The sequence below is a fragment of the Roseburia sp. OM03-7AC genome (assembly GCF_003462625.1).
Classification (GTDB): domain Bacteria; phylum Bacillota; class Clostridia; order Lachnospirales; family Lachnospiraceae; genus Roseburia_C; species Roseburia_C amylophila.
Window position 1 is genome coordinate 161,958 of record NZ_QTZJ01000001.1, and the last position, 18,528, is coordinate 180,485.

Consider the following 18,528-nt stretch of genomic DNA (forward strand, 5'->3'; position numbering starts at 1 on the left):
ATCCAGTGTTTTCAAGGGCTTGTGGAGAATTTAATAACAAAATATAACAGTTATTAAATCTCTTAAAACAGGTGAAATCTCAATTCAAGTTTATGGAATTGGAAAACCGGAAGTTGTATGTTTTATCAATTACAGGTTCTAAAACTGAATAAATCAGAAATTAAGAGTAGATAACCTGAAATATGGTTATCTATTTTTAATCGTCTTGATTTTCTTTACCATTGAATTTTTTATGGGAAGATATGATATACTTGATTTAATTAGATGAACGAAAGCGAGGATATTGTAATGGATATATTAGAAATTATGAAAGAAAGACACAGCGTAAGACAGTATAAAAATCAGACTATCGAACCATCGAAAAGAGAAGAAATCAACTCTTTGATAAATGACGTCAATGCTGAGAGTAAATTATCAATTCAGGCTTTTTATGACGAACCGAAGTGCTTTAATTCCTTTATGGCTCATTATGGGAAGTTTGAAAATGTGAAGAATTATATTGCCATTGTTGGAAATAAGAATGATCAGGAAAAGGCGGGATATTATGGTGAGAAGATTGTTTTGAAATGTCAGGAACTTGGTCTTAATACCTGCTGGGTAGCAATGACGCATGGTAAATCAAAAGCAGAAATAGAAAGAGGACAGAAACTGTTAATCATTATTTCACTGGGATATGGAAAAACACAGGGAGTTCCACATAAAAGTAAGAGTATAGTGGAACTTGGAAAGGCAGACCAGAGTACAGAATGGTTTGACAGAGGTATGGAAGCAGTAAGTCTTGCACCTACTGCCGTAAACCAGCAGAAGTTTCAGTTGGAACTGAAAAATGGAAAAGTTACAGCAAAAAATCTTGGAGGATTTTATTCTAAGATAGATCTTGGAATTGTCAAATATCACTTTGAAGCAGTAACTGGACATGAGGTAAAATGATGCATACAAAGAAAGATATAGATAAGCTGGCGGCAGATTTTGAACAATGCCAGAAAATTCTGCTTGCACTGGGAGATGAAAATAGACAGCATATGATTTTGGAAATGATGAAAATGGGGGATTGTAACGAGGTGCGTGTAAATGAGATTACAGAGGAGTTGAGTAAAGTAGAAAGTCTGATTTGGAGGTAGGAACTATGCTATATATGGTAATTGAAAAATATAAAGACAAAGAAGCTGTTTACAGGAGATTTCATGAAAAAGGGCGGATGATGCCAACAGGTGTAACCTATGTCAACAGTCGGGTTGCAGAAGACGGTAATACCTGTTATCAAATCAATGAAGCTGAAAGTTTGGAAGTGTTGCGGGAGTGGGCTTCGAATTGGAATGATGTTACTGATTTTACATTTATACCGGTAATAAGTAGCCATGAAATGAGCGAAAAAATGAAGAAGTAGACAATTCAGGTTTGGAGGAACAATATGGTACGAAAAGCAGAAAAATAGGATTTAGAAATACTGGCAAATTTAGCAGTACAAATGTGGGACAGCCATTCGGTCAGTGAACTGATTACTGAATTCTCAGAAATTATGGAAAAAAGAAACACTCAATTTTTTTGAAATATGAAAATGATATTCCAATTGGCTTTGCACAATGCCAGTTGCGGTATGATTATGTAGAAGGAACAAAAACCAGTCCGGTTGGATACTATAGATAGTGTTCTATTTCATAAAGCAATGAATTTTACAGAAGCAAACAGAATTATTTGCTTTACCAAGACATTATAAAAGAATGCAGAGAAGTAGTTTATAGAGATACTTCTCTGCATTTTTGCTGTCGGGCATCCGAAAGAGGCTGCCGGTGGCAAGTCCGGTAGGTAAGTTATGGTACATCTTCCGCAGAAGCAGCAGGCTCACAGATTGATTTCCGGGTGGCAAGATTTGCAAGCATATCACTTAATACCACCAGGTCTGCAGCAAGGAGCGTAAGTTCATCGGTCGACAGGCATTCGGACAACTGGCAGGAAATTGTGGAGAGGTAAAAAAGATTTGTACAGTTTGACATAGCGGTTGACCATAAGATATTTATGATATGGTATGCAACTGTCAGAGAAAATGTGTATAATAAAAGAAATAACTTCCGATAGATAATTGGTAAAAGGGAATGAAAGGAATCAAATATGAAAACACTGATTGTAGTAGATATGCAGAATGACTTTATCGATGGTTCACTTGGAACCAGAGAGGCACAAGAAATTGTACCGAAGGTAAAAGAGAAAATCAAAGAGTATCAGGAGCGTGGGGACGAGATCATTTTTACCAGGGATACCCATCAGTCAGATTATCTTAGTACACCGGAGGGAAAGAAGCTTCCGGTGGAGCATTGCATTGAAGGAACAAAGGGCTGGGAGATTGCAGAAGGCTTGGAGGTGCCGGGATGCAGCTGTATTAATAAACCGACCTTTGGATGGACACACTGGTCGGAGAGAAACTTTGAAGAAATAGAATTATGCGGTCTTTGTACGGATATCTGTGTGGTATCCAATGCCTTGATTTTGAAAGCAGAATTTCCGGATGTAGAGATTACGGTAGATGCTACATGTTGTGCCGGAGTGACGCCGGAATCCCATGAGGCAGCGCTTACCACTATGAAAATGTGTCAGATTCAGGTAATTGGAGAGTAGAAAGGCGTAATAATTCGAAAAGAATCCCTTCGACGCTTGAACGTCGTTCGTTTTTTGAGTATAATCGTTTCGTAAGGAAGGTGACAGATATGAAGGATACAAGAGTTGATATTTATCATGGAGTAACACCAATTAAGGTAAAACCGTATGAGCATAATGTAAAATATTATGAGACAGACCAGATGGGGATTGTGCATCACTCCAATTATATCCGTTGGATGGAAGAGGCACGCATGGACTTGATGGATCAGATGGGCTTCAGCTATAAACAGATGGAAGACCAGGAAATTATCAGTCCGGTGCTGTCGGTACAGTGTGAATATAAGAGCATGGTGCGATTTGGGGATACCGTTGTCATTGAAACAGCCATTGCAGGTTACAATGGAATCAAACTCAGTGTCCGCTATCGTATGACAGATAAAGCGACCGGAGAGCTTCGTACCATTGCAGCCAGTGAGCACTGCTTCTTAGATCGTAATGGTAAGCCGATTTCCTTGAAACGGTCATACCCTGAAATAGATACAAAATTCTTCCAGATGATGGATGAGGAAAGTTAGGATAAGATGAGCGAAAAATTAGTTCTGATCGATGGACACAGTATATTAAACCGGGCATTTTTTGGATTACCGGATTTGACCAATGCAGAGGGACTTCATACCAATGCAGTATATGGTTTCTTAAACATTTTATTTAAAATATTAGAGGAAGAGCAGCCGGAGTATCTTACGGTTGCTTTTGATGTGCATGCACCAACATTCCGTCATAAGATGTTTGATGCATACAAGGGAACGAGAAAACCGATGGCAGAAGAATTGCGGCAGCAGGTACCGCTGATGAAAGAAATGCTGCGTGCCATGGGAGTTACGGTAATTGAAAAAGAAGGCTTGGAAGCAGACGACCTATTGGGAACCATAGCAAAGCGCAGTGAAGCAGCAGGCTATGAAGTGTCTGTAGTGTCCGGAGACCGGGACTTATTGCAGCTTGCCAGTGACCACATTAAGATCCGGATTCCAAAGACCAGGCGGACCGGAACGGAAATCGAAGATTATAATACCAAAGAGGTATTGGAAAAATATCAGGTTACACCATTGCAGTTTATTGATGTAAAGGCGCTGATGGGCGATACCGCAGATAATATTCCGGGTGTACCGGGAATCGGCGAAAAGACAGCCACGAACCTGATTGTGGCGTATGGCAGCATTGAAAATGCATATGCCCATGTAGAAGAGATTAAGCCAAACCGTGCGAAAGAGATGTTAAAAGAGCATTATGATATGGCACAGTTGAGTAAGACACTGGCGACCATTAAGATAGATGCAGACATCCCATATGATATCAACGAGGCAAGAATTGGCAATTTATATACACCGGAAGCTTATATGATGTGTAAGCGTCTGGAATTTAAGAATCTTTTGAAACGGTTTGAAGTGGACACACCGGTAAATACCGGAGAGGAAAACTTTAAACGAATCGAGGATTTTGCTGGGGTAGAAGATTTTTTTGCAAAGGCAAAGAAGCAGCAGGCAGCAGGCGTCCAGTTGATTTATGAAAAGGATGTTGTGCTTGGACTTGCAGTTGCATGCACAAAAGAAGATGTGGCATATATTCCGGTTGCGGGATTTGTGACAGAGCAGTATCTATTCGAACAGAGCAGACAGCTTCTTGCAGCAGGCACAGAGATTCGCACCTTTGATTTAAAACCACAGCTTAAATGGATAGAAGCCGATGAAAAGAGTCATATTTTTGATGTGAAAATAGCAGCTTATTTATTAAATCCATTGAAAAATGACTATGCTTATGAAGATATTGCAAAAGACTATCTTGATTTGATGGTGCCATCGAGAGAGGATTATCTTGGAAAGAAAGATTTTGTCACATCATCGGAAGAAAAGCCGGAAGAATTCTTGAAAATGGCATGTTATCAGGCATATATTAATTTAATGGCAAAAGAGCCGCTGGCAAAGCAGTTAGAAGAAGAGGGCATGAAAGAACTCTTTGATAAAATAGAAATGCCGCTGGTATATACCTTATCTGATATGGAAAAGGAAGGTATTGCTATTGATGCAGATGCCTTAAAAGAATATGGAGAGAATCTTGCAGTATCCATAGATGAAATTGAAAAAGAAATCTATGAAGAAGCCGGTGAGACCTTTAATATCAATTCACCAAAACAGCTTGGTGTGATTCTTTTTGAAAAATTGCAGATGCCAAATGGCAAGAAGACCAAGACCGGATATTCTACTGCAGCAGATGTACTGGAAAAGCTGGCACCGGATTATCCGATTGTATCAAAAATATTAGAGTACCGTCAGCTGACCAAATTAAAATCCACATATGCCGACGGACTGGCTGCATTTATTGCAGAGGATGGACGGATTCACAGTACATTCCAGCAGACCATAACAGCCACCGGACGTTTAAGCAGTACAGACCCGAATTTACAGAACATTCCAATCCGGATGGAATTGGGACGGCTGATTCGTAAAGTGTTTTTACCGAGAGAAGGTTATGTATTCTTAGATGCGGATTATTCCCAGATAGAGCTTCGTCTGCTGGCACATATGTCAGGAGATAAAAATCTGATTGATGCATATAAGCATGCAGAAGATATTCATGCGATTACTGCATCCAAGGTATTTCATGTGCCGTTCGAAGAAGTAACACCACTGCAGCGAAGAAATGCAAAGGCGGTAAACTTTGGTATTGTCTATGGAATCAGTTCCTTCGGATTAAGTCAGGATTTAAGTATTACAAGAAAAGAAGCAGAACAGTATATTAAGAGCTATTTTGAAACCTATCCGGGAATCAAGACATTCTTAGACGGACTGGTAGAGGATGGCAGGACAAAAGGCTATGTCACAACAATGTTTGGCAGAAGAAGACCGGTGCCGGAGTTATCCTCCAGTAATTTCATGCAGCGTTCCTTTGGAGAACGTGTGGCAATGAATGCACCGATTCAGGGTTCTGCAGCAGATATTATTAAAATAGCCATGATTCATGTGCATGACCGCCTGAAAGAGGAAGGCTTGAAATCAAAACTGATTTTACAGGTACATGACGAACTTTTGGTTGAGACCTGTAAAGAAGAACAGCAGCAGGTAGAGAAGATTTTGAAAGAAGAAATGCTTCATGCAGCAGACCTTGCGGTAACCTTAGAGGTAGATATGCATGCCGGAAATAACTGGTACGAAGCAAAATAGGATAAGGCAGAAATTATGAAATTTATCGGAATTACCGGAGGCGTAGGAGCCGGAAAAACAGAAATATTAAAATACCTTGCCGGCAGAGAAGATACGAAAGTAATGCTGGCGGATGATATCGCAAGAGAACTTTCTGAGCCGGGACAGTCCTGTAACGAAAAATTGCAGGAGCTGTTTGCGGGAACAGATGTTTTTGATGAAAAGGGGAAGATGAACCGTCCGAAGGCGGCAGCCATTATTTTCAAGGATGAAGCAAGGCGGAATGGAATGAATGAGATTTTGCATCCGGCAGTAAAGGAATATGTGCTTCATGTATTAGAGCAGGAAAAGGAAGAAGGCAGGCTTCGTTATCTGGTATTGGAAGCGGCATTATTAATCGAAGAACATTATGATGAAATTTGTGATGAATTATGGTATATTTATACTTCAGAGGAGAATCGCAGAGCAAGGCTGAAGCAGTCGAGAGGCTACAGTGATGAAAAAATCAGTGAAATGTTTGAAAGCCAGCTTTGCGAGAACGAATATCGCAGACATTGCAAAGTGGTAATTGATAATAATGGTACGACGGAAGAAACCATTGCACAGGTAAGAACGATAATAGAGAATGAGGGAGAAAATACCAATGGATAATGCAGAACAGAATGCAAATCAATTTGTATTTGGCTTGGATATCGGAACAAGAAACGTAGTTGGAACAGTTGGATATCGGGAAGGCAAAGACTTCTATGTGGCAGCCCAGTATATGAAAGAGCATGAAACCAGAGCTATGCTGGATGGTCAGATTCATGACATCGGAAGAGTAGGCAGAACAATTGCAGAAGTAAAGGCAGAATTAGAAGGGCAGTTAGAGGCCAAGCTTACCGATGTCTGCATTGCTGCCGCTGGCCGTGTACTGAAAACCGTGACCACCAGCGTGGAATATGAATTCGTAGAAGAGACCGTAGTAACTGCAGAACATATACATACTCTGGATTTACTGGGAGTAGACCATGCCCAGCAGATTTTAAAAGAGAGGAATGATACCCGTTACAAATTTTACTGTGTGGGATATTCCGTTGTAAAATATTATATCAATGATGAAGTCTTTTCCAATATCGAAGGACATAAGGCAGAGAAAATTTCGGAGGATGTTATCGTAACCTTCCTGCCGGAGGACGTTGTAGATGGTCTGTATTCCGCAGTAGGGCAGGCTGGATTAAATGTTGCCAATCTGACTTTGGAGCCTATTGCTGCAATCAACGTAGCAATTCCGGAGGCCTTTCGAATGTTAAATATTGCACTGGTTGATGTGGGAGCCGGAACATCCGACATCTGTATCACCAGAGATGGAAGCATTATTGCATATGGCATGATTCCTTATGCCGGAGATGAGCTGACCGAATTAATTGTACAGCATTATCTGGTGGATTTTAATATGGCAGAACATATGAAGCTGACATCCGGTATGGCGGATGAAGTGGAATTTACCGATATCATGAGCATTACCCATACGATTCCATCCGAAGAAATCTGGGATTTAACCCATGATACGGTAGATAAGATTACTACTGAGGTAGCAGAGAAAATCAAAGAGTTAAATGGTGATAAATCGGTCAGTGCAGCCTTCGTAGTTGGCGGCGGCGGCAAAATCCACGGATTTACGGAAATGCTTGCAGACAAGCTTGAAATTCCAAGAGAGCGTGTGGCATTACGTGGAGAAGAAGTTTTAAAAGAGGTTCATTTTGCACAGGAAGAGATTAAGAAAGACCCATTACTGGTAACACCGATTGGAATCTGTCTTAATTATTATGACCAGAAGAATAATTTCATTATGGTCCGGTTTAACGGAGAACGCTTAAAGCTATATGATAACAGCCATCTTACCATTGTGGACGCTGCATTGCAGGCGGGCTTCCCGAATGAAGCACTGTTCCCAAGACGGGGCAAGGCAGTGGAGTTTACCGTAAATGGAAAGCCGAGAATCGTCCGTGGAGAACCGGGAGAATCAGCCATTGTTAAAGTGGACGGAAGAGTAGTCAGCATCAATACACCACTGGTTCCGAATTCCGAGATTACCATAGAAGCCTCTACCATTGGAAAAGAAGCCGTATCTACGATTGAACAGTTAGATGAATATACATCCTCCACCATTACCTTCCAGGTCAATGGCATCAATATTACCTGCCCGAAATTTGTTCAGGTCAATGGAAGCCTTGAACCTTCTAATTATGTTATTCAGGAAGGGGACGAAATCGAAACCAGAAACTTCTATACCATTGGACAGCTGGCAGAGTTTATGGATGTGCGGATTGATGAAGAAGCCGGAATTATCTTAAATGGAAAACCGGCAGATATGGGATCTCTTTGTTATGAGAACTTTGAAATCGAATGGAGTGCTTCTGCCTATGAAAGCGGTGAACGTCATATTTCCTATGGACAGGCAGACCACAGATTTGATGCCGGACCGGAAGAAGTTTCAACAGAAGAAAGCGCAGACAGTGCAGCTGAAGTTCATGAGACAGAAGCTTCTGTGGCAGCTGAATCTGTGACAGACGAAAATGCTGCGGATGAAAATGCAGCAGATGGCATTCAAACGGCAGGTGCAGAGCCGGCAGTTGAAACGAATACAGATTCTGCAGCAGAAGCAGCAGCCGATGCACCGGTGCAGAAACCGACAGAGCCGGAAAGCAAAGAATTACATATTATTGCAAACAATCAGGAAATTACTTTAAGTGGCAAAGAAGAATATGTATTCGTGGATATTTTTGATTATATTGATTTTGATTTGTCAGCATCCCACGGAAGAGCAATTGTAACTTTAATCAATGGCGTGGATGCCCAGTATACACAGGTATTGCAGGACGGCGATAAAATTGAAGTGTACTGGAAAGAGAATTACTAAATAGAAAGAGACATAAGAAAATGGAATTATGCAGTATTGCAAGTGGAAGCAGTGGAAACTGTATCTACGCAGGAACAGAAAGCAGCCATCTGATGATTGATGCCGGAATCAGTGGAAAGCGCATTGAAGCAGGATTAAACAGTATCGGTTTGAAAACCGCGGAAATGCAGGCACTGCTTGTGACCCACGAACATTCAGATCACATTTCCGGTCTTGGCGTGGTAGCAAGAAAATATGGAATTCCAATCTATGCCACGGCAGAGACCATTGAGGCAGTCAAAGGGATTTCCAGTGTAGGAAAAGTAGATGAGACATTGTTTCATCCTATCGAAGCCGGAGTGGAATTTCAGATTGGAGATATTACGGTGGAGCCGGTATCCATTTCCCATGATGCCGCAAATCCGGTGGCATACATCATGAAACAGTCAGATAAAAAGATGGCGGTCATTACCGATTTAGGGAAATATGACAATTATCTTATAGACAAGCTGCAGGATTTAGATGTATTATTGTTAGAAGCAAATCATGATGTGCGTATGCTTCAGGTGGGCAGTTATCCTTATCCTCTGAAACAGCGGATATTAGGGGACAGAGGACATCTTTCCAATGAGAGCAGTGGACAATTTTTAGGGCAGCTTCTGCATGATAAGTTTAAAAAAGTAGTATTGGGGCATCTGAGCAAGGAAAATAATCTGGCAGAACTGGCATATGAGACAGTGCGCCAGGAAGTAGAACAGGGTGAGAACCCGTACCACGGAAATGATTTTCCAATCCAGGTAGCAAAGCGGGACGAAGTGTCTGAGCTTATCCGGATTTAAGAATATTAAGAAAGCAAAAATAAGAGGAGAACAAAATGGAAAAGACACAGAGCAAGACAATTATTACTGTAGTAGGAAAAGATACTGTAGGAATTATCGCAAAAGTTTGTACTTATTTATCAGAACAGCATATCAATGTACTGGATATTTCACAGACTATCATTGACGGATTCTTCAATATGATGATGATTGTTGATTTAAATACATCCAAAACACCATTTGCTGAGTGTTCTGCAGCACTGGAAAAATTAGGTGAGGAAATCGGTGTTACCATCAAATGTCAGAGAGAAGAAATCTTTGATATGATGCACAGAATTTAATACGACTTACATAAAAGGGAACTGCTGTTGGCAGGTCACTAAGGCGTATCAATGAAAATACAGGAAATGAGCTGCGTAGAAAGGCAGAATATAGGAGACAAAAAATGATTAATATAATGGAAGTAAGCGAAACCAATAAAATGGTGGAGCATGAGAACTTAGATGTCCGTACCATTACCATTGGAATCAGTCTTTTGGATTGTATTGATTCTGATTTAAAGAAGTTAAACGATAACATTTATAAGAAAATTACTACAGTGGCAAAGGATCTGGTATCAGCAGGAAATCAGATTGAGCAGGAATTTGGAATCCCAATCGTAAATAAAAGAATTTCCGTTACACCAATTGCACTGGTTGGCGGGGCAGCCTGCAAGACACCGGAAGATTTTGCAACCATCGCAGATACTATGGATGCAGCAGCCAAAGCAGTAGGAGTAAACCTGATTGGTGGATATTCTGCACTGGTATCCAAGGGAATGACAAAGGCAGATGAGCTTTTAATCCGTTCTATTCCAATGGCACTTTGCCGTACCGAAAGAGTCTGCAGTTCTGTAAATCTTGCATCCACAAAAACCGGAATTAACATGGATGCTGTAAAATTAATGGGAGAGATTCTCTTAGAGGTGGCAGAGCAGTCTAAGGACAGAGATTCTGTAGACTGTATGAAACTGGTTGTATTCTGTAATGCACCGGATGACAACCCGTTTATGGCAGGCGCATTCCATGGTGTAACAGAGGCAGATGCGGTAATCAATGTTGGTGTCAGCGGACCGGGTGTTGTAAAGACTGCATTGGAAAAAGTCCGTGGAGAGAACTTTGAAGTATTATGTGAGACCATCAAGAAGACTGCATTTAAAGTAACCCGTGTAGGTCAGCTTGTAGCACAGGAAGCGTCGAGAATTTTAAATATTCCATTTGGTATTGTAGATTTATCTCTGGCACCAACTCCTGCAATCGGAGACAGTGTAGCAGATATTCTTTGTGAAATTGGTCTGGAATATGCAGGTGCACCGGGAACGACAGCAGCCCTTGCTCTTTTAAATGACCAGGTTAAGAAGGGCGGCGTAATGGCATCTTCTTATGTCGGTGGTTTAAGTGGTGCATTTATTCCGGTCAGCGAAGACCAGGGAATGATTAATGCAGTACAGGCAAATGCCATTACACTGGAGAAATTAGAAGCAATGACCTGTGTATGTTCCGTAGGTCTCGATATGATTGCAATTCCGGGTGATACCAAGGCAACTACCATTTCCGGTATTATTGCAGATGAAATGGCACTTGGAATGATTAACCAGAAGACTACAGCAGCCCGTCTGATTCCGGTAATCGGAAAGGGAGTAGGCGATACTGTAGAATTTGGTGGATTATTCGGCTATGCACCGATTATGCCGGTAAACCAGTATTCCTGTGATGCATTTATCAACCGTGGGGGAAGAATTCCTGCACCAATTCACAGCTTTAAGAACTAGGATTTTTTGAAATGGAGAAAGAAAATGAGTGATATCCGTAAACTTGTGTTTTTTGAACGAGGCGTAGAAACATTAACTTATTTTTCACATGAGATGGCAGCGTCATTTCGCAAGATGGGATATCAGATTTTCTTCTTTGACATTCAGGCAGAATATGCTGACACAAAACGATTAAGCCGCTTTTTAAAAAGTGGCGAGACCGCAGTCATTACCTTTAACTTTATCGGATTAAGCGGAGAGGAGTTCCTGTTGGAGACAGAGTCTCAGTCTGTCTTTGCCAGCAGAAATATTCCGGTCTATTGTATTCTTGTGGACCATCCGTTGTATTATCATAAGCAGCTTGATGAGACAATTCCGAATCTGACTGTGTTCTGCATCGACCGTCAGCATATTTCTTATATGAAACGGTTTTATAAAGGGATTCCCTGTCATTTTTTACCATTGGCAGGGAATTTTCTGATGGATAAGGAAGAACGTATTTCTACAGACTTTATTCCATATGAGAACCGGGAATATGAAGTGGGTTTTATCGCAAACTATGTGCATCTTCCGGCAATTGAAGAGCATTTTACCAGCCAGACGAAGGAATATATTGATTTCTATCATGAGATATTAAATTATCTCCGCCTGCATCCGTCAGAGCCGTTAGATTCTGCCATGGAGCATTTTGTCCGCCGGGAGATTCCGGAAGTAACGGAGCGGGAGCTGATGGCATGCTTTGCAGGAATGCTTTTTTTGGATATGTATAACCGGACTTATTTCCGTGGAGAAACGGTGCGGACATTGGTAGACAATGGAGTACGGGTACATGTTTTTGGCAAAGGGTGGGAGAATCTTAAGGTAAAACATCCGGAGAATCTTATTTTAAACGGAAGGCAGCTTGATTCTGCCGAATGCGTAAAAATCATCCGGAATACCAAGATTGCATTGAATACCATGCCGTGGTTTAAGGATGGAGCCCATGACAGAATTTTTACAGCCATGTTAAATAAAGCAGTATCCCTGACAGATGGCAGCATTTATTTAAAGGAGTGTTTCTGCGATGGAAAAGATCTGGCATTTTATGAGTTAGAGCATCTGGATGCATTGCCGGAACAGGTATTATCCATGCTGGGACATCCGAAGAAAATGAAAGAAATCATAGAATATTCTTATGAACGGGCACTTAAGGAAGATACCTGGGCGAACCGTGCAGAACGTCTGAGAGAGTTCTTATAGGAAGAATTCCTTGACAAGTGTTTTGGAATATGTTTTACTAAATTCAGGTCATATGACTGACGGAACCGTGGGAATAACCACATGAAGTATGACCTGAGAAAGCCGACCGTCTGGGCAGTTAAGCTCGGGATACGTGTCGGTATTTTTTATGCATGCAAACAGGAAAAGTCACAGGAAAAATTCGAAAGAGAAAGAGACTTTGACGAAAGCTGCAGCAACTTTAAAAATTACATGGAGCGTAAGAAGGAGGAACAAAAATGAAGATGACTTCATTAGCAGAAGAACTTGGAAGCACTACTTATCCGGGAAGAGGAATTGTAATTGGAAAGTCGAAGAATGGAAAGTATGCGGTAACTGCTTATTTTATCATGGGAAGAAGCGAGAACAGCCGTAACCGTGTATTTGTTGAGGATGGAGAAGGAATCCGTACCCAGGCATTTGACCCTGCAAAATTAAGTGACCCAAGTCTTATTATTTATGCACCGGTTCGTGTACTGGGCAATAAGACCATTGTAACCAATGGAGACCAGACAGATACCATTTATGAACTGATGGATAAACAGCAGACCTTCGAACAGGCATTAAGAACCAGAGAATTTGAGCCGGACGCACCTAACTATACACCGCGTATTTCCGGAATCATGCATGTAGAAGATGGAAAATACAATTATGCAATGTCTATTTTAAAGAGCAACAATGGTAATCCGGATGCCTGCAACCGTTATACATTTGCTTATGAGAATCCGGTAGCAGGAGAAGGACATTTCATTCATACTTATATGAATGATGGCAATCCATTACCAAGCTTTGAAGGCGAACCGGTACTGGTTGATATCGGAGATGACATTGATGCATTTACCGAGCTGGTATGGAATAACCTGAATGCAGACAATAAGGTATCCTTATTTGTAAGATATATTGATATTGAAACCGGAAAATATGAAAGCCGCATTGTAAACAAGAACAAATAGGATTTTGTGAATAAGATTCGTGCGAGAGAGGAAAATAAAATGAAAGAATTAGAATTAAAATATGGTTGTAACCCAAATCAGAAACCATCCAGAATTTACATGGAAAATGGCGAATTGCCAATCAAAGTATTAAATGGTAAACCAGGTTATATTAACTTCTTAGACGCATTCAATGGCTGGCAGTTAGTAAAAGAATTAAAGAAAGCAACCGGACTTCCGGCAGCCACTTCTTTTAAACATGTTTCTCCGGCAGGTGCAGCAGTGGGACTTCCACTTTCTGAAGTAGAGCGTAAGATTTACTGGGTAGATGACATGGATGTAGAATTTACACCGATTGCCAATGCATATGCAAGAGCAAGAGGCGCTGACCGTATGTCCTCTTTCGGAGATTTCATTTCTCTTTCTGATGTCTGTGATAAAGCAACCGCACTTTTAATTAAAAGAGAAGTATCTGATGGAGTCATTGCACCGGGCTATGATGATGACGCATTAGAAATTTTAAAAGCAAAGAAAAATGGCAATTACAATGTCATTGAAATTGATCCTGACTATATTCCGGACCCAATCGAGCGGAAACAGGTATTTGGCGTTACCTTTGAGCAGGGAAGAAATGAGTTAAATATTGACGAGCATTTCTTTGACAATATTGTAACAGAAAACAAAGAGCTACCGGAATCAGCAAAGAGAGATCTGGCAATTTCCATGATTACTTTAAAATATACACAGTCTAACTCCGTATGTTATGTAAAAGACGGACAGGCAATCGGTATTGGTGCCGGACAGCAGTCCCGTATCCACTGTACCAGATTAGCAGGCTCCAAAGCAGATAACTGGTGGTTACGCCAGTCTCCACAGGTACTGAATCTGCCATTTTTAGATAAAATCCGCAGAGCTGACCGTGATAATGCAATCGACCTTTACATTGGCGAGGATTATATGGACGTACTTGCAGATGGCGAATGGGAGAAGATATTTAAGACCAGACCTGCTGTATTTACGGCAGAAGAAAAACGTGCATGGTTAGATAAGAATACCGGAGTATCTCTTGGCTCTGATGCGTTCTTCCCATTTGGAGATAACATCGAGCGCGCCCACAGAAGTGGCGTGCAGTATGTAGCACAGCCGGGCGGATCTATCCGTGATGACCATGTAATCGAAACCTGTAACAAATATGGTATGGTAATGAGCTTTACCGGAATCCGTCTGTTCCACCACTAAGAGCTGGAAAATCAGATAGGATTTGAAAGATAAGATTTTGTTTTGTGAAAGGACATTTAGTTCCTGCTATAAAATTCCGCAGTTACTAAGCAGTTTGTTTTTCTTTTTGAGATAAAAACAGTCTTTCCAATGTTTGACAAGATGTCTGTACGGTTCGTCGAAGTACGGATGCATAATAAAGGCTGTTAGGGGCACTGGGAATTTCGTCTGGCAACAGGCAACGCTGGCACAGGGATGTGCCAGCGAGGCGCATTTGAACATAGATGTGAATTTGCGCCGGTTGCCAGATAATGTGATGTATTATCCGAAATTCCCAGTGCCCCTTGCAGGCTTTATAGAGCATCCGTACCCGACGGACAGTGCAGACATCCGGTCAAAGCAACGGAAAGACAGTTTACATTCAAGAAAAACAAACTGCTAAGAACTGCTGAAATTTTACTGCCAAAGAACTAAGATGTCCTTTTACAATCAAAATCTTAGTTCTTATCAAACGCTCTTTTGATTTTTCCACCAACCAAATGGTGGAATCAGACGGCACGGCAAATTCACACCCTTACAATATTGCGTACAAACTCGCTTCTGGCATCCTGCCCGGTTTTTCCGGACAGGATGTTTTCATATAATTCTCCGGCAAAGACATCCAGATCAAAAAGGCGTGCAGCATCAGAAGATAGCATAGAGGCTGCGTTGGCACTCTTAGAAATCATCGGAACATCCGCATAATTGCTTAAAATCGTGAGGAGCCGGGAGGCGTCTTTACGGAATCCTAAGATACGAAGATAAGGAATATAATCTAAAGATTTTCCCAAACGATAATCTTCAGATGTAATCTGAAGCAGAAGGTGCGTGAAAATCCGGCTGATTCTGGTATAAGTCATATCCTTTGTTTTCAGTAACTGGCAGAACTGCTCAAAGGAATGAAACTGTTTTTGCATATTTTTTATCCGGCGGGCAATTGCTTCAGTGGAATCACCATAGGAAGCCAGTTGTGCTTCACTCTGCTGTAACAGAAGGTAAGAGAGCGGAGCAGAAAAATCATTGGCAGAAACCGGCGGATAAAGATTAAGATATTCTTTTAAAATAGAATAAGCAGCTTCCGGCAGATATGGATTTAATGCAGTGATGTCATTCCAGCTGTTTGAAAGAAGCTCTTTTCTTATGGCAGTGGCAGAGGAAAGACTGCTGTTAAGTGCCGCTTCGTGATAGCTGTCTCCGGTCCGCTGAATCAGATAAGGGGTGATGGCGGCATTCTGAGCCTGAATCGCTTTTAAATATTCAATAGCAAGAATATTATTTGGCTCATTTAAAAGGCAGGCAAGTTCATCTGCCGGGATTTGCTGGTTGGCTTCTTTTAAATAGCTGCATACCGCCTGACTTCTTGCGGCAGGATAGGACATTCCTTTTTTGAGACAGGAAGAGAGAACTTCTTTGTAGTCCTCTGGTTCGGATACGAGCAGGGAAGCAACTTCTTTTAATAAAGAAAGCTTGTCTGTTTCTGCACCAAAGCAGAGGGTGTCTACACAGCCACATTTACGCATGAGTGCAACACCTGCAGAAGCAAAAAGTTCGGCAGAAGCAGTTGCCCAGAGGGCTGGCAGCTCAATTACCAGGTCAGCACCGCAGCTTAAAGCCATTTCTGTTCGTGCATATTTGTCAATAAGAGCCGGTTCTCCCCGCTGGACGAAATTTGCACTCATGGCTGCGATAACGAAGTCAGCCTGGGTCAGGGAACGGATTTTTTCTATCTGGTAAGCATGACCGTTATGAAACGGATTGTATTCTGCAATGATTCCTATGATGCGCATAAGTCCTCCAAAGTTACAAATAATATAGTTCTATCATAGCATTATTCCCATATTTTTGGCAAATTACTTATGGAAAGCATTCATAAGAAGAATTTCGAAAAAATATTTTTCTTTGCATTTTTTCAGACACTGTACTTGAACACCATTTAAAATAGGCGTATACTAAACATACATATGCGGATTTGTAACAATGAACCGTAAAAAAATAGCAGTGAGGAGAAAACAGATGAACGTATTAGTTATTAACTGTGGAAGTTCTTCTTTGAAGTATCAGCTTATTAATTCAGATACAGAAGCTGTACTGGCTAAAGGACTTTGTGAAAGAATCGGAATTGATGGAAGATTAGTATACCAGCTTGCTGGCCATGATAAAGAGATAACAGAAGCACCAATGCCGACCCATAAAGAAGGTATCCAGATGGTACTGGATGCACTGGTAAACCCAAAGACAGGTGCGGTAAAGAGTCTTTCTGAAATTGATGCAGTAGGACATCGTGTCGTACATGGTGGTGAGAAATTTGCCCAGTCTGTTGTATTAAATGAAGAGGTATTAGCAAAAGTGGAAGAGTGTAATGAGCTTGCACCACTTCATAACCCTGCAAACTTAATTGGTATTCGTGTATGTCAGGAACTTATGCCTGGTGTACCAATGGTAGGTGTGTTTGATACCGCTTTCCATCAGACCATGCCGCAGAAGGCTTATCTTTATGGTCTGCCATATGAATATTATGAGAAATACAAGGTAAGACGTTACGGTTTCCACGGAACAAGCCACAGCTTCGTATCCAAACGTCTGGCTGAGTTCTTAAATCTTGATTATAACAATTCCAGACTGATTGTTGCCCACCTTGGAAATGGAGCATCCATCAGTGCTGTATTAGATGGTAAATGTGTAGATACCTCTATGGGACTTACTCCATTAGAGGGACTTGTAATGGGAACACGTTCCGGTGACATTGACCCGGCAATCATGGAATTCATTGCAAAGAAAGAAAACCTTGACATCGACGGAATTATGGATGTATTAAATAAGAAATCCGGTGTAGAGGGACTTTCCGGTGTATCCAGTGATTTCCGTGACCTCGAGGCTGCTTATCATGAAGGAAATCCAAGAGCAATTGCAGCATGTGAAGTATTTGCTTACCGTGTAGCAAAATATATCGGTGCTTATGTGGCTGCAATGAACGGAGTAGATGCCATTGCATTTACCGCAGGAATTGGTGAGAATACATCTTTCATCCGTGAGAAGATTCTTGCATACTTCGGATATCTTGGAATTACCATGGATAAGGAAGCAAATATGGTTCGTGGAGAGGATAAGATTATTTCTACTCCGGATTCCAAAGTAACCGTATGCATTATCCCGACCAACGAGGAACTTGCAATCGCAAGAGAAACCGTAGCTTTGGTAGGCTAAAAAAGGAAAAATATTGTTGACAAAAGCTATAGTGCTATGTATAATTGTTTAGGTGTGAAAAGGAGACAAACGTGATATTAGATTTAACCGATGTATGTTCATGTGAAAATAAAGAGCTTACGAAAGAGGCTGTAATTGAATTGACATCCTTTGATTCAAAGTTAGGTGTGTTTCCGTTCATAGAGAAAAAGCCATTCGAGCTGCGTATCGTTAATGAAGAGAATAAGGATTTACTGATTCACGGAGAAACGGACGTAAGGATAGCAATACCATGTGACCGCTGCTTGGAAGAAGTTCCAACAGATTTCCACCTTGTATTCGATAAGAAGTTCCCATTGGAAGATGCGGATGCTTCGGAAGAAGAGATGGATGAGGCAGACTACATGAAAGGATTTCAGCTTGATATTGATAAAATGGTCTATGATGAAATCTTGGTGAACTGGCCAATGAAGGTTCTGTGCAGAGAGGATTGCAAGGGGATTTGTAAGAAATGCGGTACGAATCTGAATGTCAAGACTTGTGACTGCGAGAAATCTGAGCTGGACCCGAGAATGGCAGCAATTCAAGATATTTTCAATAAATTTAAGGAGGTGTAACC

18 protein-coding genes and 1 riboswitch are annotated in these 18,528 nt (G+C 41.2%); of the genes, 16 read left to right on the top strand and 2 right to left on the bottom strand.

Translation table 11 applies throughout. The features are described from left to right. Positions 1-288: 288 nt before the first annotated feature. From DXB39_RS00810 to DXB39_RS00820, 3 genes are read left to right on the top strand one after another with little or no spacing between them, the layout of a single operon-like run. Entirely contained in the window at positions 289-930 is a 642-nt protein-coding gene (locus tag DXB39_RS00810; RefSeq protein WP_117698757.1) for a nitroreductase family protein, read from the top strand. After that, complete coding sequence (locus DXB39_RS00815) at positions 927-1,121, top strand: hypothetical protein (RefSeq protein WP_147326044.1); 195 nt, start codon at positions 927-929, stop codon at positions 1,119-1,121. The genes DXB39_RS00810 and DXB39_RS00815 overlap by 4 nt, the downstream gene beginning before the upstream one ends. A 5-nt stretch (positions 1,122-1,126) precedes the next feature. After that, positions 1,127-1,387 carry a DUF3303 domain-containing protein gene (locus DXB39_RS00820; RefSeq protein ID WP_117841220.1) on the top strand — a complete coding sequence of 87 codons (261 nt, stop codon included), beginning with the start codon at positions 1,127-1,129 and terminating at the stop codon, positions 1,385-1,387. A 424-nt stretch (positions 1,388-1,811) separates the two neighbouring features. Here DXB39_RS00820 and DXB39_RS14620 read toward each other — a convergent pair whose 3' ends face one another. After that, complete coding sequence (locus tag DXB39_RS14620) at positions 1,812-1,994, bottom strand: DUF6774 domain-containing protein (RefSeq protein WP_117698752.1); 183 nt, start codon at positions 1,992-1,994, stop codon at positions 1,812-1,814. 115 nt (positions 1,995-2,109) lie between these two features. Here DXB39_RS14620 and DXB39_RS00830 point away from each other — a divergent pair, with 115 nt between their 5' ends. The 11 genes from DXB39_RS00830 (at position 2,110) to DXB39_RS00885 (ending at position 14,708) form a co-directional block, all read left to right on the top strand. Continuing rightward, entirely contained in the window at positions 2,110-2,613 is a 504-nt protein-coding gene (locus tag DXB39_RS00830; RefSeq protein ID WP_117841219.1) for a cysteine hydrolase family protein, read from the top strand. An 89-nt stretch (positions 2,614-2,702) separates the two neighbouring features. Further along, complete coding sequence (locus DXB39_RS00835) at positions 2,703-3,170, top strand: acyl-CoA thioesterase (protein ID WP_117698750.1); 468 nt, start codon at positions 2,703-2,705, stop codon at positions 3,168-3,170. A 6-nt stretch (positions 3,171-3,176) separates the two neighbouring features. Next, positions 3,177-5,813, top strand: a complete 2,637-nt coding sequence (gene polA, locus DXB39_RS00840) for a DNA polymerase I (protein WP_117841218.1) — start codon at positions 3,177-3,179, stop codon at positions 5,811-5,813. 15 nt (positions 5,814-5,828) lie between these two features. Then, entirely contained in the window at positions 5,829-6,443 is a 615-nt protein-coding gene (gene coaE / locus DXB39_RS00845; protein WP_022244071.1) for a dephospho-CoA kinase, read from the top strand. Next, positions 6,436-8,694 (top strand): cell division FtsA domain-containing protein, encoded by a 2,259-nt coding sequence (locus DXB39_RS00850; protein ID WP_117841217.1) that lies wholly within the window; start codon positions 6,436-6,438, stop codon positions 8,692-8,694. The genes coaE and DXB39_RS00850 overlap by 8 nt, the downstream gene beginning before the upstream one ends. 20 nt (positions 8,695-8,714) lie before the next feature. Continuing rightward, complete coding sequence (locus tag DXB39_RS00855; RefSeq protein ID WP_117698746.1) at positions 8,715-9,512, top strand: MBL fold metallo-hydrolase; 798 nt, start codon at positions 8,715-8,717, stop codon at positions 9,510-9,512. A 35-nt stretch (positions 9,513-9,547) separates the two neighbouring features. Then, a complete protein-coding gene (locus DXB39_RS00860) occupies positions 9,548-9,832 on the top strand; it encodes an ACT domain-containing protein (RefSeq protein WP_022244074.1) in 285 nt (94 codons plus the stop codon). A 104-nt stretch (positions 9,833-9,936) separates the two neighbouring features. Beyond that, complete coding sequence (locus DXB39_RS00865) at positions 9,937-11,301, top strand: PFL family protein (RefSeq protein ID WP_117698745.1); 1,365 nt, start codon at positions 9,937-9,939, stop codon at positions 11,299-11,301. A gap of 24 nt (positions 11,302-11,325) precedes the next feature. Further along, positions 11,326-12,519, top strand: a complete 1,194-nt coding sequence (locus DXB39_RS00870; protein WP_117841216.1) for a glycosyltransferase family protein — start codon at positions 11,326-11,328, stop codon at positions 12,517-12,519. A 42-nt stretch (positions 12,520-12,561) separates the two neighbouring features. Continuing rightward, positions 12,562-12,642: riboswitch (ZMP/ZTP riboswitch) on the top strand. 134 nt (positions 12,643-12,776) lie between these two features. Beyond that, positions 12,777-13,490, top strand: coding sequence for an IMP cyclohydrolase (locus DXB39_RS00880; protein ID WP_022244078.1), 714 nt, complete (start codon positions 12,777-12,779; stop codon positions 13,488-13,490). Between the two features lie 39 nt (positions 13,491-13,529). Further along, complete coding sequence (locus DXB39_RS00885) at positions 13,530-14,708, top strand: phosphoribosylaminoimidazolecarboxamide formyltransferase (protein WP_117841215.1); 1,179 nt, start codon at positions 13,530-13,532, stop codon at positions 14,706-14,708. Positions 14,709-15,253: 545 nt separating this feature from the next. On the opposite strand, the gene DXB39_RS00890 is transcribed toward DXB39_RS00885, so the two are convergent. After that, positions 15,254-16,513, bottom strand: a complete 1,260-nt coding sequence (locus DXB39_RS00890; RefSeq protein WP_117841214.1) for a nucleotidyltransferase — start codon at positions 16,511-16,513, stop codon at positions 15,254-15,256. A gap of 226 nt (positions 16,514-16,739) precedes the next feature. On the opposite strand from DXB39_RS00890, the gene DXB39_RS00895 reads away from it, so the two are divergent. Together DXB39_RS00895 and DXB39_RS00900 are read left to right on the top strand one after the other, a co-directional pair. Beyond that, complete coding sequence (locus tag DXB39_RS00895; protein ID WP_022244081.1) at positions 16,740-17,930, top strand: acetate kinase; 1,191 nt, start codon at positions 16,740-16,742, stop codon at positions 17,928-17,930. Between the two features lie 71 nt (positions 17,931-18,001). Continuing rightward, positions 18,002-18,526, top strand: a complete 525-nt coding sequence (locus tag DXB39_RS00900; protein ID WP_197420842.1) for a YceD family protein — start codon at positions 18,002-18,004, stop codon at positions 18,524-18,526. Positions 18,527-18,528: the final 2 nt, after the last annotated feature.